The sequence below is a fragment of the Allobosea sp. CRIB-10 genome (assembly GCF_900112185.1).
Taxonomy (GTDB): Bacteria; Pseudomonadota; Alphaproteobacteria; order Rhizobiales; family Beijerinckiaceae; genus Allobosea.
The window spans coordinates 37,576-60,677 of sequence record NZ_FOKP01000029.1 but is presented as its reverse complement, the minus strand read 5'-3'; the positions used below and the strand labels follow the sequence as shown (position 1 = coordinate 60,677).

The 23,102-nt window shown below is 66.6% G+C and carries 21 protein-coding genes; 6 read left to right on the top strand and 15 right to left on the bottom strand.

Annotation, left to right across the window (positions count from 1 at the left end; genetic code table 11):
• Positions 1 to 706: 706 nt before the first annotated feature.
• The 5 genes from BMZ69_RS26560 to BMZ69_RS26540 all read right to left on the bottom strand — a co-directional run bounded on the left by BMZ69_RS26560 (position 707) and on the right by BMZ69_RS26540 (position 7,059).
• On the bottom strand, positions 707 to 961 hold the full coding sequence (locus tag BMZ69_RS26560; RefSeq protein WP_210188094.1) for a DUF2188 domain-containing protein: 255 nt from the start codon (positions 959 to 961) through the stop codon (positions 707 to 709).
• On the bottom strand, positions 958 to 3,228 hold the full coding sequence (locus BMZ69_RS26555; protein ID WP_092162571.1) for a S8 family serine peptidase: 2,271 nt from the start codon (positions 3,226 to 3,228) through the stop codon (positions 958 to 960). Before BMZ69_RS26555 ends, BMZ69_RS26560 begins: the two co-directional genes overlap by 4 nt.
• Positions 3,221 to 4,345, bottom strand: a complete 1,125-nt coding sequence (locus BMZ69_RS26550) for an AAA family ATPase (RefSeq protein ID WP_092162569.1) — start codon at positions 4,343 to 4,345, stop codon at positions 3,221 to 3,223. The genes BMZ69_RS26555 and BMZ69_RS26550 overlap by 8 nt, the downstream gene beginning before the upstream one ends.
• Before the next feature lie 619 nt (positions 4,346 to 4,964).
• Complete coding sequence (locus tag BMZ69_RS26545) at positions 4,965 to 6,179, bottom strand: IS91 family transposase (RefSeq protein ID WP_092162567.1); 1,215 nt, start codon at positions 6,177 to 6,179, stop codon at positions 4,965 to 4,967.
• 16 nt (positions 6,180 to 6,195) lie between these two features.
• Complete coding sequence (locus BMZ69_RS26540) at positions 6,196 to 7,059, bottom strand: tyrosine-type recombinase/integrase (RefSeq protein ID WP_092162565.1); 864 nt, start codon at positions 7,057 to 7,059, stop codon at positions 6,196 to 6,198.
• A gap of 188 nt (positions 7,060 to 7,247) precedes the next feature.
• Between BMZ69_RS26540 and BMZ69_RS26535 the strand changes: the two genes are divergently transcribed.
• The 3 genes from BMZ69_RS26535 to BMZ69_RS26525 all read left to right on the top strand — a co-directional run bounded on the left by BMZ69_RS26535 (position 7,248) and on the right by BMZ69_RS26525 (position 9,490).
• Positions 7,248 to 7,874, top strand: coding sequence for a tyrosine-type recombinase/integrase (locus BMZ69_RS26535; RefSeq protein ID WP_092162563.1), 627 nt, complete (start codon positions 7,248 to 7,250; stop codon positions 7,872 to 7,874).
• A gap of 222 nt (positions 7,875 to 8,096) precedes the next feature.
• Complete coding sequence (locus BMZ69_RS26530; RefSeq protein ID WP_092162562.1) at positions 8,097 to 8,546, top strand: hypothetical protein; 450 nt, start codon at positions 8,097 to 8,099, stop codon at positions 8,544 to 8,546.
• Between the two features lie 116 nt (positions 8,547 to 8,662).
• Entirely contained in the window at positions 8,663 to 9,490 is an 828-nt protein-coding gene (locus tag BMZ69_RS26525) for a hypothetical protein (protein WP_139219218.1), read from the top strand.
• Between the two features lie 19 nt (positions 9,491 to 9,509).
• Here the strand turns inward: BMZ69_RS26525 and BMZ69_RS26520 are convergent, their stop codons facing one another.
• The 9 genes from BMZ69_RS26520 to BMZ69_RS26480 all read right to left on the bottom strand — a co-directional run bounded on the left by BMZ69_RS26520 (position 9,510) and on the right by BMZ69_RS26480 (position 16,855).
• Positions 9,510 to 9,950 carry a hypothetical protein gene (locus tag BMZ69_RS26520; protein ID WP_092162560.1) on the bottom strand — a complete coding sequence of 147 codons (441 nt, stop codon included), beginning with the start codon at positions 9,948 to 9,950 and terminating at the stop codon, positions 9,510 to 9,512.
• A gap of 76 nt (positions 9,951 to 10,026) precedes the next feature.
• Positions 10,027 to 11,127 (bottom strand): hypothetical protein, encoded by a 1,101-nt coding sequence (locus tag BMZ69_RS26515; protein ID WP_092162559.1) that lies wholly within the window; start codon positions 11,125 to 11,127, stop codon positions 10,027 to 10,029.
• A gap of 138 nt (positions 11,128 to 11,265) precedes the next feature.
• A complete protein-coding gene (locus tag BMZ69_RS26510; protein WP_092162558.1) occupies positions 11,266 to 11,832 on the bottom strand; it encodes a hypothetical protein in 567 nt (188 codons plus the stop codon).
• A gap of 28 nt (positions 11,833 to 11,860) precedes the next feature.
• On the bottom strand, positions 11,861 to 12,322 hold the full coding sequence (locus BMZ69_RS26505) for a hypothetical protein (protein ID WP_092162557.1): 462 nt from the start codon (positions 12,320 to 12,322) through the stop codon (positions 11,861 to 11,863).
• Positions 12,323 to 12,431: 109 nt separating this feature from the next.
• Positions 12,432 to 14,717 (bottom strand): hypothetical protein, encoded by a 2,286-nt coding sequence (locus BMZ69_RS26500; protein ID WP_092162556.1) that lies wholly within the window; start codon positions 14,715 to 14,717, stop codon positions 12,432 to 12,434.
• Positions 14,718 to 14,734: 17 nt separating this feature from the next.
• Positions 14,735 to 15,367 carry a hypothetical protein gene (locus BMZ69_RS26495; RefSeq protein ID WP_092162555.1) on the bottom strand — a complete coding sequence of 211 codons (633 nt, stop codon included), beginning with the start codon at positions 15,365 to 15,367 and terminating at the stop codon, positions 14,735 to 14,737.
• Positions 15,364 to 15,975, bottom strand: a complete 612-nt coding sequence (locus BMZ69_RS26490) for a hypothetical protein (protein WP_139219216.1) — start codon at positions 15,973 to 15,975, stop codon at positions 15,364 to 15,366. Before BMZ69_RS26490 ends, BMZ69_RS26495 begins: the two co-directional genes overlap by 4 nt.
• A complete protein-coding gene (locus BMZ69_RS26485) occupies positions 15,972 to 16,430 on the bottom strand; it encodes a M23 family metallopeptidase (RefSeq protein WP_092162553.1) in 459 nt (152 codons plus the stop codon). The genes BMZ69_RS26490 and BMZ69_RS26485 overlap by 4 nt, the downstream gene beginning before the upstream one ends.
• A complete protein-coding gene (locus BMZ69_RS26480) occupies positions 16,427 to 16,855 on the bottom strand; it encodes a hypothetical protein (protein ID WP_092162545.1) in 429 nt (142 codons plus the stop codon). Before BMZ69_RS26480 ends, BMZ69_RS26485 begins: the two co-directional genes overlap by 4 nt.
• A 485-nt stretch (positions 16,856 to 17,340) precedes the next feature.
• Between BMZ69_RS26480 and BMZ69_RS26475 the strand changes: the two genes are divergently transcribed.
• A complete protein-coding gene (locus BMZ69_RS26475; RefSeq protein ID WP_067989389.1) occupies positions 17,341 to 19,467 on the top strand; it encodes a tetratricopeptide repeat protein in 2,127 nt (708 codons plus the stop codon).
• A gap of 291 nt (positions 19,468 to 19,758) precedes the next feature.
• The gene (locus BMZ69_RS26470) at positions 19,759 to 21,459 is read left to right on the top strand and encodes an ATP-binding response regulator (RefSeq protein WP_139219214.1); all 1,701 of its coding nucleotides are present in this window, start codon (positions 19,759 to 19,761) and stop codon (positions 21,457 to 21,459) included.
• 7 nt (positions 21,460 to 21,466) lie between these two features.
• Here BMZ69_RS26470 and BMZ69_RS26465 read toward each other — a convergent pair whose 3' ends face one another.
• Positions 21,467 to 22,111: a response regulator gene (locus tag BMZ69_RS26465; RefSeq protein WP_092162543.1), complete on the bottom strand. Its 645-nt coding sequence runs from the start codon at positions 22,109 to 22,111 to the stop codon at positions 21,467 to 21,469.
• Here BMZ69_RS26465 and BMZ69_RS26460 point away from each other — a divergent pair.
• Positions 22,065 to 23,090: a MotA/TolQ/ExbB proton channel family protein gene (locus tag BMZ69_RS26460; protein ID WP_210188093.1), complete on the top strand. Its 1,026-nt coding sequence runs from the start codon at positions 22,065 to 22,067 to the stop codon at positions 23,088 to 23,090. The two genes, BMZ69_RS26465 and BMZ69_RS26460, sit on opposite strands and share 47 nt — an antisense overlap.
• The last annotated feature ends 12 nt before the right edge of the window (positions 23,091 to 23,102 follow it).

The following is a 23,102-nucleotide window of genomic DNA, read 5'->3' as shown; positions in this document are numbered from 1 at the left end:
CAGCCCGCCTTGCGTGCGCAAGAATTGCGCGTCCCCCCTCTCGCCAAGCCACCATTCTAATTTATGCCCCCCGGCCATCTTCGCGCGGAGCAGAATTCTACGCAACTATTCCGAGCACCGCTTCGATATCGATATCGGCGATGCCAGCGCTTGCCCAAGGTCCGGTTCCCGGCAACGACCCAATGTCCGAAAGTGGCGCTACCCGAGCGCCACCCGCGCTCAGCATTTAGATAAAACCCTCGAAGATGCGGCATCTCTACGTAGGGATCTGCCATGGATATACGAGCATAGGGATGTGGTCCTGATCGATCATGGAACGACAGCAAGCCCTCTGGATCCAAGGCTAGGCAAAAAAGAACCCCCCGCCCATGAAGGCGGGGGGCTCTTCGACTAGAAGCCTAGAGCCGCCCGAAGCCACGAGAAACAGCCGCGAAGGCTGAACTCGAGACGCAGGCGCACGAACTCGCCCCCCGTCTTGCCGGCTTCGTAGGTGAACAATGCACGCATGCATCCTCCCACGTTTTGCGCGCAGCCCCTGGGGCAGTCGTAGTCGCGCAAAGGCCGACATGGTGGTTTTCGTAGCTTAACGTTTCCAGTGCTCTGGCAACCACCACGCACGACTGGACCGTGAATTCCGTCTTAGATCTGGGTGCCCGGCCTTCACTCCGCAAGCGCGCAGCAACGATTCAGTTCGGGCACCCCGGGTTCAGTGTTCCCGATCGCGCGGCGGGTTCGGGTCGTTGCCGCCGCCAAGGGTATCCTTGCTCCGGATCAAGCCGTCGCGGCCCTTGACGGTCAGCTCGCCGCCGCCGGCGTTGGTCAGCTTCTCCTTGCCTGAAGCAATTGCCTCTTTCTGGGTGTCGAACACGAAACCCTTGGAGGCGTCGTTGCGCTTATCGACCCACTTGTTGTCGGATGCCCGGCGGAAGACGGTGCGATCAGTATCTTTGCTCATGTTCATCCTCCTTCGTTGTCGACGTCGATGTCAGTTTCGATGACGGCACTCTCGACGAAGGCCCCGAGCTGATCGCGCAGCTCATTGTAGACGTCGTCGTCTTCGTCCCCGGTGCCAAGCGACAGGACAAATTCCGTTTCCATCTCGGGAACCTCGTCGGCGGCCGACATCCCGTAGAGATAGAGATCTCGCGCGTAGACCCGGGCATAGACGCGCAGGGCATCGCCATCGAAGCTCAGGCTCTGAAAGGCGTTATGGTGGTGTCGGATCGGGCTCCACTTGTGATCGAAGGTCCGAGCATCCGCTTCCGTGATCTTGTCGGTTTCGAGCGACCCAAGGAGGTTATGAAATTTCGGCATGCCCTTCGGCGTTAGGCCACGCTGACGCTGCACAGCGGTTGCGAGGCGCACGCTGAAATAGTTCGGCCCTGCGATGTCGCTGACCATCGGGTGCGGGTTCAAAACCGCGGTGAGGGTGCCAAAACCCTTCAGCTTGCCCGATTCACGCATGGACCGAGGAATGGGCAGCTCCCAATAGTAGGCAGCGCCCGGGCGCAGCGAGGCCTTCCATTGCAGCGTGACCACGCCGTTTCGGCACTCCCAGGGCAAGGAGCTGACGGCCGGCGTTCCGAAGCCAAGGGTATGGTTGTGCCCATCGCCATCGGCATTGTGCAGCAACAAGGCTTTGACAAAGTCCGGAGAGGCATCTCGCACACGGTGCATGGTATGCGCCGCAACCGCGGAGGTGAGCGCCGTCGAGAAGCTCGAGCCCGCGATAACGGTGCCACCGATCGCCCGCACATGTGAGAAGTGCGAGAGGTCAGGCTTGAGCATGCTGGCGGGACCAGGACCGCTGAGGCTGACCGGGCATTCGCTCCCCGGCGAACCGTTGGCGCTGTGAAGGCGGCCGCCGACGGTTAGCGCAGCTTCGCAGTCCGCAGGAGGCTGCAGGAGATCTCCTGGCTTGTTGCCGATCGAGACAACCGGCAGAACGCCGTGCTTGCGGGCCAGAACAGCAATGTCATGGCCCAACGGGCTGACCAGGTCGAGCTGGCACGGTTGCCGCTGATTGAGCGAGAAGTTCCAGACCTTGGTGCCCGGGTTCGCGGTCATGACGCCATCGAGGTAAGCGATGAAGTCCTGAGGGTCGACGAACGAGCGCACGCTATCCTTGGCGACCGCTTGAACGGTGCCGACCTGGCAGTAGAGCGGCGGGAGCGTGAGGTTGTTGTTCCAGTCGTGGCCCTGGACGATCAGCGACGTCACTCGGTTTCCGTGCAGTGTGTCGGCATCGACCGTGCGGATCAGGGGCGGCGCGCGCCAGGCTTCAGCCGGACGATATGAAGCGGCAGTGAGGCCCCCGTCGACCACTCCAACGATCGGGAGAGAGGAAAGGTTTGCCGGAAGTGGCCGGTCAGGCTCACGCCCCTCGCCCGGAGACGTCGATGTCAGCGGCTGGACCGGCTCGATGCGGTAAACGGTGCCTGAAGCTACCAGCTGCTCGAGCGCAGCCTGGCTGGGCACAATAACCGTAGTCCGGGCGCGGCGATGGGCGCGATACTCGCGTACCGCCAGGTTAATCCGATCGCCGGTTGACGCAACAGCCTGCAGGCTGCGCCGCATGAGCGCAGGCGCATCGCCTGGCATGTCGGTCGTGAGCCCGGCCAGCAGCGGCGCCGGCGGGATGATCACCCCATCCCGCAAAGCAGAAAATGATTGGATCAGGCTTTCCGCCGCGTCGCGGCCCCGCAGCGGCATAAGCCAGACGACAAATGCCCTGCCGGCGCCGGCTTTTGGGGCAGCGTCCCAGATCTCGGCCAGGTTGCAGCTGCCGGCCGTATCGTCCTCACTAAAGAAGCGGACGGATTCGACGCGGGAAATATCGACCTGCTCCTTGGCCACGTCAGTACGCTCGACCAGGCGGCCGAGATCAGTGAGCTGGTCGGCGCGGGCCTCGACCAGATAACCCGTGCGGTAGGGCGCGATCAGACGAGCGTCGCGCGTCGCCTGAAACAGGTCGTTCGGCGTCCAAGTGGGAGCCAGGGAGTCGTCGAACATGGCGGCATAGAGAACCACCCTGCCATTGAATTTTGGCCGAGCAGCTGACTGCGCTGCTAGCGTTCGCAGTTGCAATCCGAGCGCGCGGCGCTGCCTATCAAGGCGATCGGCCTTAATGCCAAAGGCGTTTTTGCCACCGCCGGTGATCCCCTCGGGTTTGGGGTCCTTTGTGAAGCGCAGGACCGGATTCAGAAGCGGGTTACGAGGATCAGCCATGTCCCGCCTCCTTCAGGTAGCGATAGACCATCTGCCGGCTCACGCCGACGATCTCGGCAATGTCGCCCGGGCGAACGCGGCCTTGGTCATGCAGAAAGAGGCTCAGGCTCTTCTTCTCGGCCGTGTCGAGCTCGCGGTTTTTGAGCAACTGCGGGCTGCCGGCGCGTGAGGACTGCACTGCCAGCAAGATCTGCGCGAGGCTTGGCTCCTGATGGCCGAGAACGGCGCGCCGGCGAACCGCGAGCGCGATGTTCTCGATGTCGGCGCCGCTTAGCCCATCCGATGCCCTTGCCAGAAGATGTGCATCATTCAGCTTGGTCTCGTCATCCTGATAAAGGAAATGCAGCCATAGGCTGCCCCGCACATCCTCGCTCGGCAGTCCAAGTTCGACCTTATATGGGAAGCGGCGCCAAATAGCCGGATCCAGCAGGTGCGGATGGTTAGTGGCTCCGATCGTAACGACGTCGTTGGGGAGCGAGTCCAATCCCTGCAGGACGGTGTTCACGACGCGCTTGAGCTCACCGAGCTCATGCCGGTCGTCACGCAGCTTGGCAATGGCATCCATTTCGTCCAGGAACAGCACCGCATTTCGGGCTGGGACGAACTCGAATATGCCGCGGATGTTCTTCGCCGTTTCGCCCAAGCGCGACGAAATCAAGGAGTCCAGCCGCGCCAAATAAAACGGTCGCTGCAGCATGGCTGCTATCGAGCTTGCGAGAAGTGTCTTGCCGGTGCCAGGAGGTCCGTACAGCAGCATGCTGAGCTGCGAGGACACCCCCTTTTCGGTCAGCAGGTGAATGTTTTTCGCATCTTCGACCAGTTGCGAGACCGTCTGTCCGGCTTCGCCAGACAACATCACCGGGGTGGTTGGCCACTGGCCTTCTTCAATGAGCGGCAAGCGGGACCCGGCGTCACGCGGGAGGGCCTCGGCATACCCTGAGGCCTGAAGCGGCACGCCGCGTTTGCGGAGAAGGGCCTGCAGGGCCTTGGCCCCCTCAAGATCCTTCTGTTCGGCCATCAGCTTGGCAATATTGGTGCCGATTCGGCGCACGCCGGTATAGTCCGCGGACATCGCGGCGTCGATGAGGGCTGTGATGAGTGATTTGTCAACTTGCATGGCGCCATTGTTGTGCAATGAACGCCATATGTCAACTGAATATCCAAATTTGTAAACAACCCATCATGGCGAGAGCTCAGCGCAGTTTCTGCAGCGGGCCTACCGATCGCGGTTTCAAGCTGCGATAGGTTCATTTCCCATAGCGTAGTCGTACAGGTCGCTTTTGGTGGCATTCCAGGCGGCGGCCGGCGCTGTGCTCGATCGCACACTATCGCTACCGCAAGCTTTCGACCGGTAGCGAAGCCAATCCCCTCATTTCGAACGTCGGCTTCCGGGCAGGCGTCGAAGTTCTGCTCTTGTGAAGGGTTTCGGATGCCGGCCCATGCGAGCGGGGTCGGACCGGGCTGAGGGCCGGCGTCCGAAAGCCTCCAGTGGAGGAAGCCGCGGCCCGGGGCCGTGCGCTATGGGGATTTCGCCGCGCGGCGTGGTCTGCGGGAAGGTGCGAGGCGCGTGACGGCGGCGCGATGCTCCGACCGAGATGCCCGGAAGCCCCGGGTTTGCTGCATCTGGGAGGGATCCGGGATCGCCGCAGGGTGCATTTCCGCCATCGAGCCGAACGGGATCGCCCGCTCTCTGGCCGAGACCGGTCGTTGTTTCTCAGGGTGTCGCTGCGGCGCCGTCATGATGTGTCTATCCTGACGGCGACGATGGTGCGCGGCGCTGTGCCCGGCGCGAAGCGCTCGACGAGGATCATGCGGCCACCGCAGCAGGGGCATGGTGGACGATGGTCATCCCGTGGCTCGTCCGCCTCGGTACAACCATTTGCGTCGTGTTCCTGGGGCGCTGCCACTGGGATCGGCGCCGCGATGATCTGCCTGATGCGGGCGATGGTCTCGGCGCGCCGGCTGGAGGTGAGCAGCCCGTAGTGGCGGATGCGGTGGAAGCCGTCGGGCAGGACGTGGAGCAGGAAGCGGCGGATGAACTCGGTGGCCGTCAGCGTCATGGTCTTGCGCCAGGCCTTGCCGGATGAGCGCGCCCGATAATCCTTCCAGCGGAACGTGACTCCGTGCCGATCCATGGCGACGAGGCGGCTGTTGGCGATGGCGACGCGGTGGGTGTAGCGAGCGAGATAGGCCAGCACGGCGTCAGGTCCACCGAAGGGCCGCTTGGCATAGACGACCCAGTCGGCCCGGCGCAGCGGCGCCAGCAGAGCGGCGAAGGCATCCGCTTCGACCAGATGGGGAAGATCGCCATGGAAGGCGAGCCGCCCACCCGCGTGCAGGGCAGCGAGTCCTTCGAGGAAGAGCCGTCGGAACAGCCGCGAGAGCACGCGAACGGGCAGGAAGAAGCCGGGCCGGCACGAGATCCAGCGCGCGCCGTCGGGCGACAGGCCGCCGCCGGGCGCGATGATGTGGAGATGGGGATGATGGGTCATCGCCGATCCCCATGTGTGCAGCACCGAGGTGAAGCCGATGCGGGCGCCGAGATGCTTCGGGTCGATGGCGATCGTGGCGAGCGTCGCGGCCGCTGCCCTGAACAACAGGCCGTAGAGCTCGGCCTTGTTCTGGAAGGCGATGGCGGCGATCGGCGCCGGCAGGGAGAAGACGAGATGGTAGTAGGGCACGGGCAGGAGATCGGCCTGCCGGTCCGCCAGCCAGTCCTTCGCCGCCGCGCTCTGGCAGCGCGGGCAGTGCCGATTGCGGCAGGAGTTGTAGGCGATCGTCGCGTGATCGCAGTCGCTGCAGCGCATGACATGGCCGCCGAGCGCCGCCGTCCGGCAGGCCCGGATCGCACCGATCACCTTGAGCTGGCCGCGGCTGAGCCGATGGCGCGCGAGGAAGGCGTCGCCATGCCGGTTCAGGATGTCCGCGACCTCCAGCGAAGGCCGCGCCATGATCGGCGCGGGACCGCTATGGCGGTGGTGGCGGCGCCAGCAGGGCGAGAGGGCTCGTCACCTCGCGCAGGGTCTTCAGCGCGACGCGGGTGTAGACGGCGGTGGTGTCGAGCTTCCTGTGGCCGAGCAGGACCTGGATGACGCGGATATCGGTCTTGCGCTCCAGCAGATGGGTGGCGAAGCTGTGCCGCAGCGTGTGCATCGACACGCGCTTGTCGAGCCTGGCCGCAACGGCCGCGGCATGGCAGGCCCGGTTGAGCTGGCGGGTCGTGATCGGCTGGCCCGGCTGCTGGCCGGGGAAGAGCCAGCCACGCGGGCGCTTCACCCGCCACCATTGCCGCAGGAGGTCGAGCAGGTCGGGCGCGAGCATGACATAGCGGTCCTTGCGGCCCTTGCCCTGCTCGACGCGGATCAGCATGCGGGCGCTGTCGATGTCCGCGACCTTGAGGTTGGCGATCTCCGAGACCCGCAGGCCGCAGCCATAGGCGATGCTGAGCGCCGCCCGGTCCTTCAGGCTCCGCGCATGTGCCAGGAGCAGCGCGACCTCCTCGGTCCCCAGCACCACCGGCAGCCGCTCCGGCGTCGGGATCCGCGCCATGCGGTCTCCGAAGCCGGTCCGGCCCAGCGTGACGTGAAAGAAGAACCGCAGCGCCGTGCAGGCCTGGTTCATCCGCGAATAGCTCGCGCCGAGCGAAGCCAGGTGGAGTTGATAGCGCCGCAGATCCTCCGGCTCGGCCCGATCTGGCGGCAGGCCCAGAAAGGCCGTGAACTCACGGACCTGCCGGACATAATCGCGCTGCGTGTGCTCGCCGAACTGGCGGATCGTCATGTCCTCGATCATCCGCTGGCGCAGCGGACTGACGGTGACGGCATCGATCATGGAGACCTCCAGGGATCAGGGGAAACGACCCCCAAATCCTCGGATGCAGCACCTCACATGGCGAAATCTCGCTGCTGACTACGCTGCAGCGCCCTGCCGCGAGAGCGGCTTAGTCCTGTGGCGCAGCGCAGCTCAACATCATTCGTGATAATATCAATCCGGATGCGGCCTCCAAAGGAGGACACGCTATGCCGATCGAACATCAGCAACGTGACGAGCGTCCCGCCTGGAACACGGGTCGCCTTATCGGGCCCAAGCCGCCGCTGAAACCTCGTCATATTTGGGCGATCCGAACGCGACTGCAGCATGATCAGCGCGTACGAGACCTCGCCATGTTCAATCTGGCGATCGACAGCAAGTTGCGAGGCTGCGATCTCGTTCGCTTGCGGATCAGCGATGTCGTGCTGGGCGGCACGGTCAGACTGCGGACCTCGATCATCCAGCAGAAGACAGGTCGGCCAGTGCCCTTCGAGCTGACCGACCCGACGCGGGAGGCCTTGACCGCTTGGCTCAGGCGTCGAACATCCGGCGATGCTGACTGGCTCTTTCCTAGCCGGAGCCATAAAGGCGATCACGTCACCACCCGCCAATATGGGCGCCTGCTCGACGACTGGGTTTCGCTGATCGGGCTCGACCCCGCTCTGTATGGGACCCATAGCCTGAGACGGACCAAAGTCGCGCTGATCTATAAGCGGACCGGCAACTTGCGAGCATGCCAGCTCCTGCTCGGCCATTCGAAGTTGGAGAGCACGGTCAGATACCTCGGCATCGAGGTCGACGACGCCTTGCTTCTCTCTGAACAGACCGACCTTTGAAGAGGCGCCTGGCGGCAGGGCTCACGCAGCCGCTGGGCGCGCCTTCGTGCTCGACGAGCCCGTTGGAGTGAATCTGCTTGAGCAACAGATCCGTCGTGACAGCGGCGCGGCGACTGGATTTCGGTGCAATTCCGAGCAATTCCGCACCACCTTTCGATGCACTAGATTCTTTCGCGAAACCGGGGACGGCGGGCGCGCTGAGGAGGAAGGAGACCGCTTCCGATGCTCAATTTAGTCCTGTTTCTCGCGTTGGTCGTATCGGTATCCGTTGTGATTGCTGTGCTCGTCGTCCGCTCCTTTCCGAGGGCGTCCGAAGTCCGCCGTCGTTTGCGCGCACTGTCGTTCATGATCATACCCTGGGGTCTTATGATCCTCTCGGGTCCTTTCGTGATCGACCATCATGCGGTCGGCACGGAAATCCGCGCATGGATGATAACCGGCCAGCTCACGTCCATGGCGCTTCTTTGTGGCGTTGCGGCAATCGGCATTGTTCGGGCGCGGGGTGCGAGGCGGTTCGCATCGGTGATCGGCGGCGCCAATATCATCCTGGTCTTCCTGTTGGTCTGCGTCAGCGTCACGATCATTGATCCCGGGTCCGAGCGAGGCCCGACGGCAATCAGAGAACAGAGCGCCGTCCACTCACAGCAGCCGGAGCCGATCCGAAGGCCATAGCGCACAGGGTCATGATCGATCGCGCAGGGCAGGATGCCGATCGCAATGCGATGCAATCGGCATCAATTGCCCGGGTCGGCACAGGCACGGCAAGATAGCCGTTCAAGGAGGCGGTGATGAGCGTTTGGAACGACTGGCTCGACCGGTTTCATGCCATCGTCGAGGATCTGAGGCACCCGAGGCCGACGGGCATGCCGGTGCCGGACCTTTACCCACCGGAGCCATACGATCCACCCCTCGGGCCGGACATCGTAGCGCTCGCCTCTTCTCTCGATTGGCGATCGCCAGACTTGCAAGGAGTGCTGCGCGGCGAGGATTGGCCCGAGGCGCCGGCTTCGGTTGTGGCGCTCTGTGAGCGTGCGAAACATTCCCAACGATTTCGCGAGGTTTGCGACGAATTTCGCTGCAGCCCCTCGCAGCTTCTCCTCGGCGCGCTGCATATGGTCGCCTTTGGGCGGATTCCAGATGCCTGGCAGGGGGCCGGCGTCTCCGGATTGCCGGGGCGGCTGTTCCCCATGCTCGGCCTGAGCTGGGCGGATTTCGCCGGGCCGAGGGACATCGCAGAGCCGGGCCCATCTCTCGGTTCGCTGCTGTTGGCCCTGGCCCCTCAGCTCGACTGGAGCGATCAGGCGTTGCGACGGGGTCTTGTGGATCAGGTCTGGACGCCGCAACCGATGCTGCGCGAGCTGGTCGATCGGGCGCGCGAGCGCGCCGATGCGACTCTGCTTTACGAGCTCGGCGTGGCCCTGCCGGCTCATACGCTCGTCCTCGCCTGCCTTGCCCTGCTGCGCTCGCTCGACGATCCCGCCATCGGCGAGTTGCCTTGCCCGGCGGCCGGCGGGTCGGTCGGGGATTTCCCGAATGCCGTCCAGACGGCCATGTTCCTGCTGTTCGATCTCAAATGGCCACCCACGCGGCTCGGCGCCCCGGTCGGCTTCATTTAAGCAGGCCCAGGCCCGTCTCTCAGTTCGGCAGAATCGCGCCAGGCCTGCCACGCTTGAGGAGGGCCGGGGAAAAGGTGCGGCCATCCTCCGACCTCGCCGAGGTCGGCAGGCGCAGCGGCTGGCGCCAGCCGACATCGACGGCGAAGCTGTCCTCGTCTGCGATCGGCGGCTCGATGTTCCGCACCTGTTGCCAGGTGACGTTGTGGCCTTCCTCTTCGAGATCGCCGTTGTCGTTGCCCGCCGGCTGCACCAGGCCTGCCGCAAGAACGATCGCCGCAAACCCCAGCAAGAATGTCGTCTCAGATCCGGGGGCACTCGCTTGGCTCAGCGCCACCCATCCCATCTGCGTTCCAGAAAAGACGAAAAACGTCCCGATCGCCAGAAAGAGCCAGCTGATCGCGCGCATGGGCTTGGCTTCCATGCTGAAGACGATGCGCGTTCCCTCGATGGGCTCCGTCATCGTGACATTCCTGCAGTCCGATCCAGAGGGCGCGGCGGCGCGAGCCGAGGCGGCGATGAGTTGTTCCGCCTCGACCTCAGTTTTCCGAGCGCGATGATCGCCATGCCTCGGCTAGCGCCGGGTGAAGCGTCCGCCCGTCTTCGGCCCTGGCGGAAGCCGGCAGCCGCAGCGGCTGGCGCTCGCCGATATCGACGATGAACTCGTTCTCGCCGGGGAGCGGCGGCTCGATGCGTCGGACCTCCGGCCAGGCGACGCGGCGGCTGCGGCCTTCCAGTTCGCCGAAGAGGTCGCCGGCCCCATGCGGTAGGGCGGTGGCGGTGAAGCCGTCCGCCTCGATCGTGGCGACTGGCCAGGCTGCTTGCTGGCCTCGGGCGCGCCAGGCCCCGATCGCGGCGGCGACGATCGCAAAGGCGACGAACGCGATAATCGCGCTCCAGCCCAGAAGCGTGAGAAAGGCCTTGAGGTCGAGATTGGCGCTCTTCGTCGCCGCGGCTGTCGCGGTCAGCAGGAGAGCGAAGACGGCCGCGCCCGCGAGCAGCACGCCGCCACCGAGCACGCGCCAGATCGGCGGCGCCGCCCTGACGACCGGAACGAGGAACGTCCCCGTCGCGGCACGGGCCGCCGATGAAAGCCCGGCCAGATAGCGCTCCCGGGCGGCGAGGAGCGTGGCGTACGGCGTCGCACCGGCCTCGCCGCGCGCCTGTTCGGGGATTTCGTAGACGGTCTTCTGAACCCCGTCCTTCTCCGCCACCGTCACGGGAAACAGGCCTGTTTCCTTGACCGGCCCGATCGCGGCGACGTCCCGCCAGGGCACGAAGCGGCGGCGGCGCGCTCCCAGAGGTCCGGGACCGGCATAGGGATAGGGGTCGATGAAGATCCCGCCGGCGGTGACGACGAGAGGCGTGATCCGCCTTGCGGTGGCATCCGGATCACGCCCGGCCCGCCATGCGTTGAGATGCATGGCGGTAAAGCCGAGGCCGGCCGCGAGCCCGATCAGTCCTCCGACGCCGCCGAAGAGCAGCGGGACGGCGTTCGACAGCGTCAAAGGCCTGGTCACGAGTTGCAACAGGCAGAGAATGGCGCCCGCGAGAGCGCAGACGCCAAGGATGGAAAACACGCCGATCGGGCTGCGAAAGGTTTTGCCCTCGACACTGAAGGCGACGCTTGGTTCGTCCATGTCATCCCCCGCATTCGTCGGGCAACGGGCGAGACATCACCGCCGCGCGCCTCGGTTTCGAGATTATCTTATGGTCAGCCCCGCCGAAAAGTGGAACCGGACGATCGTCGCGGTGGGAATGCCGCCGCCATCGCCGGATCAGCCTGCCGGAATCTCGGCGCAGGCCGGACGCCTCAGCTTGGCGTAGCGCCCCAGCGCGCCCAGAAGCGACATCTCCTGCCCGCGGCTCGACCAGCTCCCGTCCTTGAGCTCCAGCGTCACCGTGTAGATCGGCCCTGCGGGCTGCCACGGGCTCCAGGCGCCTCTGGTCCCGTCCTGGCCGACCGAGATCTGGCGCAGGGCGGCGGCGCTGTAGGCCAGCGTTCCGCGCCAGGCGATCCCGTTGCGGCGGTCGATATCGGTCGTGATCTCGCGCCCGTCGAGGCGGACATCGGCATAGGCGATATAGAGCGTATGGCCGGAGGACGCTCCGGGCACAGGCGTCCCCAGGGTCGTGGTGAAGCCGCCCCGCGGTGGCGGCGAGACGTCGGCGGCGACGACATAGTCCTTGCCGCAGCGGGCCCGAAACGTCTCGAACTGCGCATTGGCCTGGCGCTGGGCTTCGAGGCGCGGCGAGGGCAGGGTCTGCGCCGAGGCCGCCAATACCAGGAGCGTGGCCAGCGCCGCGACCGAGGCCGCGGCGACGATGCGAATGCGAGAGAGCATGGGAACCTCCTCTTGCGGTGTCGGCGGCTCACCCGGCGAGCCGGGTGAGATATTTGTTCCAGAAGACGAGCAGCGGGCCGGTCAGCTTGGCGCGCTCCAGCGCCGCGCAGTCGTAGCGGCCGAGCAGGGCGGCCGTGTCGGAGGCGCCGTTGTCGAGTTCGCCCAGCACCATGGCCTGCATCGCCGCGTCGATCTCGTTGCTTGCCTTCCTCGTCCGGTAGGCCCGCTCGAGCCGTTCCAGCCGCGCGCCGTCCTCGGCCGAGAGGATGGTGCAGGCCCGATGCAGGCTGCGCGTCATGCCGATGGCGTAGGCGATGTTGCTCCGCTGGAAGATTTCGGGCTTGCCGACGATTTTGTCCTCCAGCTGCCCGCTGGTGATGGCGACGATCATATCGCGGTTCTTGACGGCGACCTTCTGCTGGCTCTGCTGGGCCTGCGCGCCTGTCGCGGCGAGCAGGACGAAGGCGGCGAGGGCGAGGTGTTTCTTCATGGCTCAGTCTCCGTTCCGTCGGGGTGATCCGATGGACGAAGGGATAGCCGCGACGCGGCGGCCGCGGTATTGCACCGACTTGCCCGGCCTTGCCGATGGATGCCGGCGCTCAGCGCGGCCTTCGTCGGTGCTTGTGGCGGAATTCCACAAGCACCGGGCTCGTCCAGGGCTCGAAGCGGCCGTTGCGGGCGACATAGGCGACACCGGGCTCGATGCCGTCCCGCCCGACCAAGCCGTGAACCCAGCGCTTCGTCGCTTCGTCCCAGGCGACGAGCAACGCGCCGTCAAAGCCGCTGACCCGCCCCCGCTTTGCGACGACGACCGCATGCCCGCCACCATGGACCGCGACCTGCTCGCCCCCCGCGCCGATGGCGACACCCAAGTCCCCCGCCCGAGCCTGGCCCCCCGATGGTCCCCTGGCGATGGCGATGCCGCTCTCGCCGGCTATCGCGGTCGTACCGTTCCACTCCGCAATCGCGATGCCATGCTCGCCCGCGACAGCCTGTCCACCGTGGTCAAGTTCACCGGGGTAGGTCAGAGGAAGACTCAAGGCGATCCCGGACTCGCCGGCGATCGCGCGGCCGTTCTCGCAGAGGGCGAGGCCATTGGCCCCGGCTCGCGCGACGCCCAGGCCGCGCGTACAGGCCACGCCGCGATCCCCGGCATGGGCCTCGCCGTCGCAGATGGCGAAACCCTCGTCTCCGGCCACGGCGAGGGAGGGATAGCGGCCGATGGTGCGGTCGCCGCGCAGAAGGTTGGACGGGGTCCCGTAATAGCGCTCCTCGATGTCGGCGGGATGCGGAGGCGGCAGCGGCACGGGGTCCATCCGCGACGCGACACGCGCGACGCCGCCAGGCCCGGCCAGCGCGATATGGCCGTCGAGCACCTTGTCGGCGCCAACGGCGCGGAGCGAGGCGACCGCGCCACGCAGGGTGCCGCGATAGAGTGCCGTCCCCTGTCGGAAGCCGACCATTTCGCCGCGTCCCTGCCCGAGCGCATGCTCGCCCTCAACCCTGACCAGACAGCATTGTGCCCCATCGCTCAGCGGCAGATCGCCCTGGCCCATGAGGGCGCCGAGCCACAATTTCCCGTCCTTACGCCCCGCCGCCAGCTCCGCTGCTGGAATATTGCCGCACAGAACGACGATCTCTCCCTCTCGTATCGGCTCTTGCAGGATTTCGGCCTCCGGATCGTGGTTCCGGGCGGCGACCCACCACGGCAAGCCCGAGGGAAAAGCCGGGGCGGGAGACTTGGAAAGAGACACCGCGTCGTCTTTCTCAGACTCCCACGGCTCGATATCGACGGAACCGAGTCGGTCGGTGGACTCCTCGTGGAGCTCGTCGTCCCAATAGCTATAGACCTTGGGCTCAAGGTTTCCGCCGCAGGTCGTGAACACTCTGACAACGCCCTCTGTCCGCCGGTGACGCATGATCAGCGTCGCTCGACGGCCCAGACGGAAACGGATCGCGCTTTCCAATCCCGCCGCGACGACGAGCGCATCGTCGGCGATGTCCAGCTGCTCCACATCCCCCTGCGCCACGCCGATCCCGCCACGGCCGACCGCCAGCCAGCGCGTGTTCTCGGTCGCCACGGCGACGCCTTGGGCCTCAACGGTCACGGACCCTTCACTCGCCTGCGAGATGGCGATGCCGCTGCCGCCGGCCTCGACGACGCTGAATTTGCCGAAGTGGCCACGAGCGATGCCGATTTTGCGGGGATGTCGGCGGGCGATCGCCACACCGCTATGTGCCGCCCGCGCATGGCCGCCACTCTCAACCACGGCAATCCCTTCCCTGCCGGCGGACGCATTACCACGCACGCCGGCCAGAGCCACGCCAAAGGCCCAGTATCCGGACCAGTCGACCTCTGCGAAAATATCAGAACTCCCGCGCCGCTCCGCCATTCCTGCCTGGGCGACGCCGCAGAAGCCAGCGCGCGCGAAGCCTTCATCGCCCGCGATCGCCACGCCGAAATCGCCGGCGGAGGCGACGCCGGTGCGATCCTGGAACGCCGACAGGGGCGTCTTCAAGGGCATGCCGCTCTTGTAAGCGGTGAATATGTTGAGCGCGGTCCGGCGCGGACCGCGGAACAGCACGAAACCGGAGGCAAAACAGACCAGACCGGGCTCGACCGTCCCGTCCTCGCGCTTAACCCAGTCGCAAGGATCGTCCCGATCGATCTGGACCACGGCCCATTCGGAATCGTGGAGATATGCCAGCGCGTGTGGTCCATCGAGGTCCAGCATTCCGGTGAAGCGGAGCGGCCGCGTGAAATCTCCCCGGGAATACATCGGCCACTCGATCCGCTCGAAGCGACCGAAGGCAGGCAGTGCCGGGCCGTAACCTTGGAAGGGGCCGCACAGCACGAAACAGGGAAAGGCATTCAACTTCCGCATCGGTCCCCTCCTTCTCTTCAGCCGGCGGCGGCTTGCGCGGCGCGGCACGTCGCCAGGCGTTCGCGGAGACGACCGGCGATGCTGTTGTGACGATCCTGCCCGTCCCAGAAGACGAGACGACCGCGTTCGTGGATCGGGCTCTTCAGCTCGATGACGAAGAAGAGCTTGCCCTCGAAGGCCGGCAGATCCATCGAGCGCAGCTCCTGCACCTGCGCCCAGGGCACGTGCACCGTCCGGATGTCGCCCTCCCGATAGCCGACGCCGTCTTCCGTCAGCTCGCGAATGACGACGAGCTCCCGGCCGAGGCCCCGCAACGGCCTTTCCTTGCGCAGATCCGCAATGGCCTCCGTCAGCGTGAAGGCTGCGAAGGAGGCGACGACAATCGTCGCGACCGCGCCCATCGCGATCGAGGAGAAGGCGGCGGATTCGCCGCGCAAGGACCGGGTTCCGAGCCCGGCCCACCAATCGCGGATCGCCGGGAATCCGTTTTGCGGCACGAACACGAACATGAGGTAGATCGCCGCGACGGCGGCGAAGGCGCCGAGGGCGAGGAACATCGCGATTGTCAACGGCTTGGTGGGCCGCCTGAGCGAACCGTCGAAAGCATCCCTGAAGGTCTCGCCGCCTTCGGCGACCGTCTGTCCTGTCATCGTGAATTCCCCCTGATCGAGCGATCGCCGTCACAGATCCGACGGGCGCTCGTCCCCCCGACCTCTTCCCTCGCGAAAACATAGCGCAACGAGGCCTGCATGACGCGTGCCTCCTCGCTGCCGGCGCCCTTCGCCACCAGCCGCGCGGCCGCTTCCTTGCCCCGCCTCCGGGCCGTCTTCAGCACCGCCGGCCTGATCTCGCCGAAGCCAGGCCGGGATACCGCGTCCCGCGCCCAGGCAAGTGCCGAGCGCATTCGCACGGCCTCCTCCGGCGTGAAGCAGCTCCAGGCTCGCTGCAAGGCGAGCCCGAGCGTCGCGTCATGGACCAGCGGGCCGAGCGCATAGAGCTGCGCCGACAGCGGCTCCGCCGGCCGGCGCGGCCGGACGATCAGCGCGCCGCCACGCGGACCGCACGTCGCCTCCGCCGCGGCAACCGAGGACAGCAGCGGCAGGGTCAACAGGGGCAACAGAAAGCGGCGTGTTTGCATGAGGTCCCTCGAACTGCGGATCGAGACTTTCTGCTCCGGATCGGGCCCGCCGCGCCATTGCGCCGGCTTGCCGTGCATTGCCTCCTCTTGGCGGGCAATTCCGGCGAGGCGGGAGATCACCGGGCCTCTCCCATCGAGGGCGCAGGATCGATCCATCGCTCGTTTCGCCGCAGGGCGAGCGTGAAGGGCGACGAGGTCGTGCGGCCCAGTCTCGCGCCGGCCGCGACGCAGCGCCCGGCGCGGACGCGGAGCTGCGACAGCGGCCCGTAGCGCAGTTCGCTGCCGTCGCGCTGCCGGATCCGCACGAAGCGGCCGATCCGCGTGGCTTCGACGGGCTCGACCCGGCCGGCTCGCACCGTCACCACGGCCTGGCCGCTGAGAGTGCGGAAGACCATGTTCGGCTGGAAGACCGCCATGCCGATGACGGGATGCAGGCGGTGCCCGAACCGGTGTTCGATCGGGGCCTTCACCGGAAGCGGCCGGGCCCTGCCCTCCGGGCAATCGGAAGCGTGCACCGGGACAGGCTGCAGGAGCAGCGGGCCGAGCACGGTGGCGAGGAGGCAAGCGGACCTCACGAGCCTGCTCCGTCCAGCGGATAAAGCTCCATCTCCACCGGCTCGTCGTCGCCGGGCACCCTCTGGAGACAGGGCACAGGGTTGCGCCCGGAGCCGCTCGCGCAAAGCAGGCTGTGGTTCGGCGCGCCGTTGGTGCAGGCGCTGAAGTCGATCTCGACCAGGGTCGGGCCGTTGCTCGTGCGGTAGGTCACCCGGCCGCAGCCGGCGACATCGCCGTAGAAGGAGCTTTCGCGGACACGGCCATAGCCGTCCCGGCGGAGGCACAAGACTTCGGCCGCATTGCCGCGTTCGGGCTTCTCGCCCTTGGGCAGCACCATCCAGCAGCCGCCGGCGGCTAGCGGCGCGCGGGGCTCGGCGCCGGCAGGCAAGGCCGGAACGAACAAGGTCGAAGCCACGAGCAAGACATAGGCGCAACGACGTCGCATCGAACGCTCCTGTTGGCAGTGATGTGCGGATCGCACGGCGTCGATCCTGCTTGCGTGCCGGGCTTGACGGAATTGCCGGGCCTTGCGCCGAGTTGCGCCGCCCGGCCTGCTGACGAGCGGGGCGCCTCCTTCACGTCGGCGCTGGTCGTTCATCCGCTCCTCGCGCGCAGACGCCGAGGTTGCGCGCGAGGAGCGCTTGGACGACGAGCGCGGGCATGTATCGGATATGATGGAAGTTCCTTGCGCTCAACGGTCCTAAGACCAATGTCCATGGAGGCCGAGCAGACGGGACGTTCGGCCGCTACACAAAGAGAGCGGGAGCCGTCACATTAAGGGAGAACGAAGGCTCATCACCGTGAAGCCTTTGCTGTTGGCGTGATGGCCAGCTTCGCCGTCGGCCACGGGATGAAGGAGAGCGAGATGTGCGTCCGGTTCGTGGGGCTCACGATGAGCGGGCTGCCGGAACCGCGACCGGGCGAGATCCCATGCGCCACGTAGTCCTCCTTCTCGTGCTGCTCGGCCTCGCCGTCCCAGCGGCGGCCAGCCCTCGCGACGATCTGGTCGCAGCTTTCGGACGCGGCGACCGCGGGGCAGCGCTGTGGCTGGCGAAACCCCTCGCCGAGCAGGACGACATGCTGGCCCAGTACATGCTCGGGACGCTCCTGCGTGACGACACGGGGACGCGTCAGGAGGCGGCCGTCTGGCTGCGGAAGGCGGCAGAGAAGGGCCATGTCGCGGCGCAGGGCGAACTCGGCTACCTCCTGTTCTTCGAGCTGAAATCGCGCGCGGAGGGCCGAAGCTGGATCGAGCGGGCGGTCCGGGCGAACTATCCGCCCTCCTTCAGGGACCTCGGCTGGATCCTGGAGAACGAAGGACGCGGTGCGGAGGGCCTGAAGGAGGCAGCCGAGCACTACCGGCGCGGCACGGAACTCAACGATCGCAACGCGACGTTGCTCTACGCAAACGCGCTGCTCAAGGGGCGCGGCGTTGCGAAGGACATCGCGGCGGCTGCCGCACTGTACTGCAGTCTCGGGCGCGCTTCCGGCGACCTGCAATGCGGCAAGCTGCTGCTTCAAGGCGCCGTCCCCGGGAAGACGGCGTCCGATGGCGTCGTCATGCTGCGGCGGCTGTCCGACCAGGGAAACGCCGACGCGCGCGTCGCCCTGGCCGAACACCTCCTCAACGCGCCGGCCGGGGCGAACGACGTCGACGATGCGGTGAAGCTCTTGCGCCTGGCGGCGGAGCAGGGCCATTCGGCCGCCCTTTTCGACCTCGGCGCGCTGGCGATCCGCGGGGTCGGCGGCCCGAAGGATCCGCGCGCGGCCTTCGAGTGGTACGGCAAGTCCGCTGCCGCGGGCTATGCCGCCGCCTACCAGCGCATGGGAGATATCGCAGTTGCGGGGCTCGACGGCAGACCGGACCCGGCCGAGGCGCTGCGGCTCTACCGGCTCGGCGCGGAAAAGGGCGATCCGTCGGCGCAGGAGAGCCTCGCGATCCGCCTCTACAACGACGAGGCGCCCACGCGCGACCGGGCGGCGGCGGCGGCGCTGTTTTGCGGCCTCGACACCGCGAGAGCGAATTACAACTGCGCTGCCGCGATTTTCGCCGGGTATGCCGCGGAGAAGGACAAGGCGGTCGCGGTACGCCTCGTCAGGAAGGCCGCGGCCGCCGGCCACCTCACGGCGATCGCCGAGCTCGGGAACCTGCTCATCACCGGGACGAATGTCGAGAAGGACATCGCGGAAGGCGTGCGGCTGACCAAGCAGGCGGCCGAGCACGGCTCGCCCGTCGCATATTTCAACATGGGCTATATCTGCGCCGCAGGCCTCGACGGGAGCCAGGACTATGCCGATGCTCTGCGATGGTACCGCAAGGCGGCGGACGCGGGAAACGCCGAAGCCCATGCGCGGATCGGCTGGCTGATGAGATACGGCCCGAGCGAGCTCCGCGACCCCGCAGCGGCCTATGCCCATTTCCGCAAGGGCGCCGAATTGGGGAGCACCGATGCACTCTTCCAGCAGGGGATGGCACTGCAGGACGGGTTCGGCGTCGCGCAGGACGAGACGGCGGCGGCCGGGATCTTCTGCCAGATGACGACGACGCTCGGCCGCTATCACTGCGCGCGGATGGCCATCGCCGGCAAGGCGCGCGGCCTCGACAAGGCCGCCGGCTTGGCATTGCTCGAAGCGCTCGTGAAGGAAGGCGACCGGGAGTCGATCCGGCTGCTGGCCTACTACAACCTCAACGGCATCGGGATCAGGAAAAATATCCCCGAGGGCCGGCGCCTCGTCGAGCTGGACGTGGCGCAGGGCGACGCCACCGCCATGGCCTGGAAGGGGGAGATGCTGGAGAAGGGCATCGGCTATGAGCGTTCCCTGGCCGAGGCTGTGCGCTGGTACGAGCGCGCCGCCGAGCAGGACCAGTCGGATGCGCTGCTGGCCCTCGGGCGGATCTACGAGAAGGGATTGCGCGGCAAAGCCGACCCCGATTCCGCGCTCAGATTCTACCGCCGGGCCTTGCAGGCGGGGAAGGCCGAGGCCGGCGCCGGGGTCAGCCGCCTGTCGCGGCGCCCGGATGCGTCGACGGTCCTCGATGTCCTGCCGCCGCAATAGCGCCGCACCGATGAGCCGGATCGAAGGCGATCGGCGAGGACGGAGAGTGCGGTCGCCATCGGACCGGCGAGGCCCAAATCGGAAGCGACTTCACCTCGAAGGGTCGCCATCACCCGAAGAAGGACGAGCCGCTGTCGGGGGGCATGTGCGATCGCCCAGTCTCGGCGGTGCGACTTTCCGATGAGAGAGCATCGCGTCACCGGACGCCTCACCGCGACGACGATCGCGCCGACGGTCAGGGAGGCCGACGAGGCCGCACTGCGGCGCGAGCAGATCGATGAGGTCTTCCGAATGGTGATCCCGGGTGTGGCCGGTGCCGGCCTCGCCGCGCTGATCCTCGCGGTGTTCCTGGTCGCGCTCGGCGCATCCGATCCCCGCACCGCCTCCATCTGGGCCGCCTGTGTCCTGACATGCGCCGTCGCGCATACGCTCCTCGCCCTTGGCTACCGGCGCGCCGATTGCGTTTTCAGGGCCGCATCGACATGGCCACTCGCCTTCACCGTCGTTGCGGGGCTGGAAGGAATCGCCTGGGGCTTCGCGCCCGTGGGCCTGACGCCTGACGCTCCCTTCGACATACGCTTCCTTCCTCTCGCCGTCACGCTCGGGGTGACGGCCGGCGCGATTCCCGCCTTCGGCCCGTGGCTGCCTGCCTTCCTCGCATTGTTCCTGCCCGCGACCTTGCCCTATGTGGCCGCGAATTTTTTCGCCCCGGCGCTCGTCGAGCGGGCGAGCGCGTTCCTGATGCTGATCTATGTCGTGGTCATGGGCGGCCTCGGCGTCCGCAGCCACCGCGCCTTCATCGAGATCGTCGGCTTGCGGCTGCGGAGCGAGGCGCTGGCGGAGGACCTGCGGCGGGAACGGGATACAGCCGATGCAGCAAATCGTGCCAAATCGAGCTTTCTGGCTGCGGCAAGCCATGACCTGCGCCAACCGGTGCATGCGCTCGGTCTGTTCGCGGGAGCGCTGCTTCGCCTGGACCTGCCCGGCGAGGCTCGTCTCCTCGTCGAGCGGATCGAGGCGTCCGCCGCTGCCATGGACGGCCTGTTCAACGCCATCCTCGACATCTCGCGGCTCGATGCCGGCGTGGTCGAGGTCGCGCCGCGAGCCTTCCGGGTCGGCCCCTACCTCGCCCGCATCTGCCGCGACCTCCGTCCCGAGGCGGAGGCCAAAGGGCTGCGGCTGCGCTGCCGCTCCTGCGACGAGGTGGCCTGGACGGACCCGTTTCTGCTCGAACGCGTGGTGCGCAACCTCGTCTCCAACGCGGTCCGCTATTCGGACCGGGGCGGCGTGCTCGTCGCGTGCCGTCGACGCGGCGGCCGCCTCGCGATCCAGGTCTTCGACACGGGTCCCGGCATCGCCGCGGGCGACCACGAGCGCATTTTCCAGGAATACGTTCAGATCGGAAATGTCGAGCGCGACCGCACCAAGGGCTTGGGCCTCGGATTGGCGATCGTGCGGCGGACCTGCGCGATCCTCGATATGCCCATTGCGCTGCGCTCCCGCATCGGCCGAGGCTCATGCTTCGAGGTTAAGATGGCACTCTCCGACGAGGCTGCCCTGGCGGAGGATTCCGTCGCGGCGGCGCCGGGGGCGCTCGCGGAGAGAAGCCTGATCGTCGTGATCGACGACGAGGCGTCCATCCGCGAGGCGATGGAGCGCCTGCTCGCGGGCTGGGGCCACGACGTCATCGCAGCGGGTTCCGGTGACGAAGCGGTCGCGCGGCTCGCATCGCACCCGACGCGGCCGGATCTGATCGTCTCCGATTATCGCCTGCGGGACGGCGAGACGGGAACCGAGGTGATCGAGCGCCTTCGCTCGGAATTCAACGAGACGATCCCGGCGTTGATCATCACCGGCGACACCGCGCCCGACAGGCTGATCGAGGCCCGGACGAGTGGCCTCGTGCTCCTCCACAAACCTGTGCCGAACGGGAAACTGCGCGCCGCGATGCGCAATCTCATGGTGGGCGCGCGCGCATCCTCGGGCGAATGAGACCGCCTCAGATAAGGCCCGCCGCACGCGCCGCCGCAGCCGCCTGGGTGCGGTTGATGGCGCCCAGCACCTTGAAGATGGCGGTGACGTGCGCCTTCACGGTCTTCTCCGAGAGATCGAGTTCGTAGGCGATGATCTTGTTCGGCTGCCCGGAGCTCAGGCGGCGCAACACCTCGACCTGACGCGCGGTGAGCGCAGAGGCGGTGACGTCCGCCGGGCTCGGCGGCACCTTCTGAGGGAGCGCCGTTCCCGTCACCTCGGCGAGGATGAGGGGCGGCACATAGACCTCGCCATCCATCACGAGGCTGATCGCTGCGAGCAGCGTGTTATGGCTCGCCGATTTCGGGACATAGCCGAGGGCACCACTGGCTAGGGCGCGGCGAGCGTCTTCCGCCTTCTCCGAAGAGGACAGGACGATCACCGGCACTTCCGGTCGCACGCGGCCGAACTCGCCGATCGCGCCGAGCCCGTCCATGCCGGGCAGGACCATGTCGAGAATGACCACGTCGAGATCGTCGTTCGCTTCGGCCAGACGCAGGGCCTCAGGCACCGTTCCGGCTTCGAGCATCGCCACCTCGGGTCCGGCCCGCCGGAGCAGGGCCGCGATGCCCTCGCGCAAAACGGGATGGTCATCGACGATCAGAAACTTCATCGCCGGAGTATTGCCCGACTCCGTGACGCCGGAAAGAGCGCGTAGGTCTCGCGACCAAAGTCCCATTCGTATCGACTCCCGGCCGACCATCGGTCAGATTGTCCCACATTTCCAATATTGCAACGTATTCGCCATGACGGACACTTCAGCGACCGCAGGGGAAGGCACCGTGTTGGCTCTCGCGCAGGGCGGGCCGCATCCATGGCCGACGGTGCCGGCGGCCTGGCGCGTCCGGCTGACGGCGCTGGCGATCGCGGCCGTCGCCATCCTCGTGACCACCCTGATGACCGTCCCGGATTCCCCCACGGCCGCTCTTCTTCTCGACCGGCAGCGCTACAGCGTCTTTCCCTATCCCTTCACCATCCAAAACCTCATCTACCTCGCTCTCGCCTGGGCGATGGGTGAACTCTACCGACGCTGGCGCGCCGCACGACGCGAGCGCGCCTTCCTTCAGGCCGGCTTGTTGCCGGAAGACCCCAATTCTCTCCTCGAACTGCACGAACTCGGGCCGATCCGCCGCCGCGTTGCCGAACTGCACGATGCCGAAAGCGGCTTTCTTCCGGCCCTGATCGACCTGACGATCCTTCAGCTCCAGGCGAGCCGCTCGGTCGATCAGGCGATCAACGTGCTCACCAGCTCGCTGAACCTAATGAGCGACCAGGTCGACCTGCGCTACCAGATGCTGCGCTACATGGCGTGGCTCATCCCGACGATCGGCTTCCTCGGCACCGTCATCGGCCTGTCGCTCGCGCTGCACCTCATCGACCCTGCCAATATGGATCTCGGCAAGGTGGTCGGCGGCCTCTCGGTGTCGTTCTACACCACGCTCGTCGCGCTGATCGCCAGCGCGATGATGGCCTTCGTGCAGCATGCCGTTCAGGAACAGGAGGAGCTCGCGCTCAATGCCGCCGGGCAATACTGTCTCAAGAACCTGATCAACCGCGTCTATGTGGACCACGAGAGCGTGGTCGCGCGATGAGGACAGGGCCGG

What these genes read in the sequence shown, in the direction of transcription:
- BMZ69_RS26530 (WP_092162562.1), top strand. Translation starts at nt 8,097, where the DNA reads ATGCTCAATTTAGTCCTGTTTCTCGCGTTGGTCGTATCGGTATCCGTT.
- BMZ69_RS26560 (WP_210188094.1), bottom strand. Translation starts at nt 961, where the DNA reads ATGAACATGAGCAAAGATACTGATCGCACCGTCTTCCGCCGGGCATCC.
- BMZ69_RS26460 (WP_210188093.1), top strand. Translation starts at nt 22,065, where the DNA reads ATGCCCTCGCGCAAAACGGGATGGTCATCGACGATCAGAAACTTCATC.
- BMZ69_RS26470 (WP_139219214.1), top strand. Translation starts at nt 19,759, where the DNA reads ATGGTGATCCCGGGTGTGGCCGGTGCCGGCCTCGCCGCGCTGATCCTC.
- BMZ69_RS26505 (WP_092162557.1), bottom strand. Translation starts at nt 12,322, where the DNA reads ATGAAGAAACACCTCGCCCTCGCCGCCTTCGTCCTGCTCGCCGCGACA.
- BMZ69_RS26500 (WP_092162556.1), bottom strand. Translation starts at nt 14,717, where the DNA reads ATGCGGAAGTTGAATGCCTTTCCCTGTTTCGTGCTGTGCGGCCCCTTC.
- BMZ69_RS26555 (WP_092162571.1), bottom strand. Translation starts at nt 3,228, where the DNA reads ATGGCTGATCCTCGTAACCCGCTTCTGAATCCGGTCCTGCGCTTCACA.
- BMZ69_RS26465 (WP_092162543.1), bottom strand. Translation starts at nt 22,111, where the DNA reads ATGAAGTTTCTGATCGTCGATGACCATCCCGTTTTGCGCGAGGGCATC.
- BMZ69_RS26510 (WP_092162558.1), bottom strand. Translation starts at nt 11,832, where the DNA reads ATGCTCTCTCGCATTCGCATCGTCGCCGCGGCCTCGGTCGCGGCGCTG.
- BMZ69_RS26525 (WP_139219218.1), top strand. Translation starts at nt 8,663, where the DNA reads ATGAGCGTTTGGAACGACTGGCTCGACCGGTTTCATGCCATCGTCGAG.
- BMZ69_RS26515 (WP_092162559.1), bottom strand. Translation starts at nt 11,127, where the DNA reads ATGGACGAACCAAGCGTCGCCTTCAGTGTCGAGGGCAAAACCTTTCGC.
- BMZ69_RS26495 (WP_092162555.1), bottom strand. Translation starts at nt 15,367, where the DNA reads ATGACAGGACAGACGGTCGCCGAAGGCGGCGAGACCTTCAGGGATGCT.
- BMZ69_RS26540 (WP_092162565.1), bottom strand. Translation starts at nt 7,059, where the DNA reads ATGATCGATGCCGTCACCGTCAGTCCGCTGCGCCAGCGGATGATCGAG.
- BMZ69_RS26535 (WP_092162563.1), top strand. Translation starts at nt 7,248, where the DNA reads ATGCCGATCGAACATCAGCAACGTGACGAGCGTCCCGCCTGGAACACG.
- BMZ69_RS26520 (WP_092162560.1), bottom strand. Translation starts at nt 9,950, where the DNA reads ATGACGGAGCCCATCGAGGGAACGCGCATCGTCTTCAGCATGGAAGCC.
- BMZ69_RS26475 (WP_067989389.1), top strand. Translation starts at nt 17,341, where the DNA reads ATGCGCCACGTAGTCCTCCTTCTCGTGCTGCTCGGCCTCGCCGTCCCA.
- BMZ69_RS26480 (WP_092162545.1), bottom strand. Translation starts at nt 16,855, where the DNA reads ATGCGACGTCGTTGCGCCTATGTCTTGCTCGTGGCTTCGACCTTGTTC.
- BMZ69_RS26545 (WP_092162567.1), bottom strand. Translation starts at nt 6,179, where the DNA reads ATGGCGCGGCCTTCGCTGGAGGTCGCGGACATCCTGAACCGGCATGGC.
- BMZ69_RS26550 (WP_092162569.1), bottom strand. Translation starts at nt 4,345, where the DNA reads ATGCAAGTTGACAAATCACTCATCACAGCCCTCATCGACGCCGCGATG.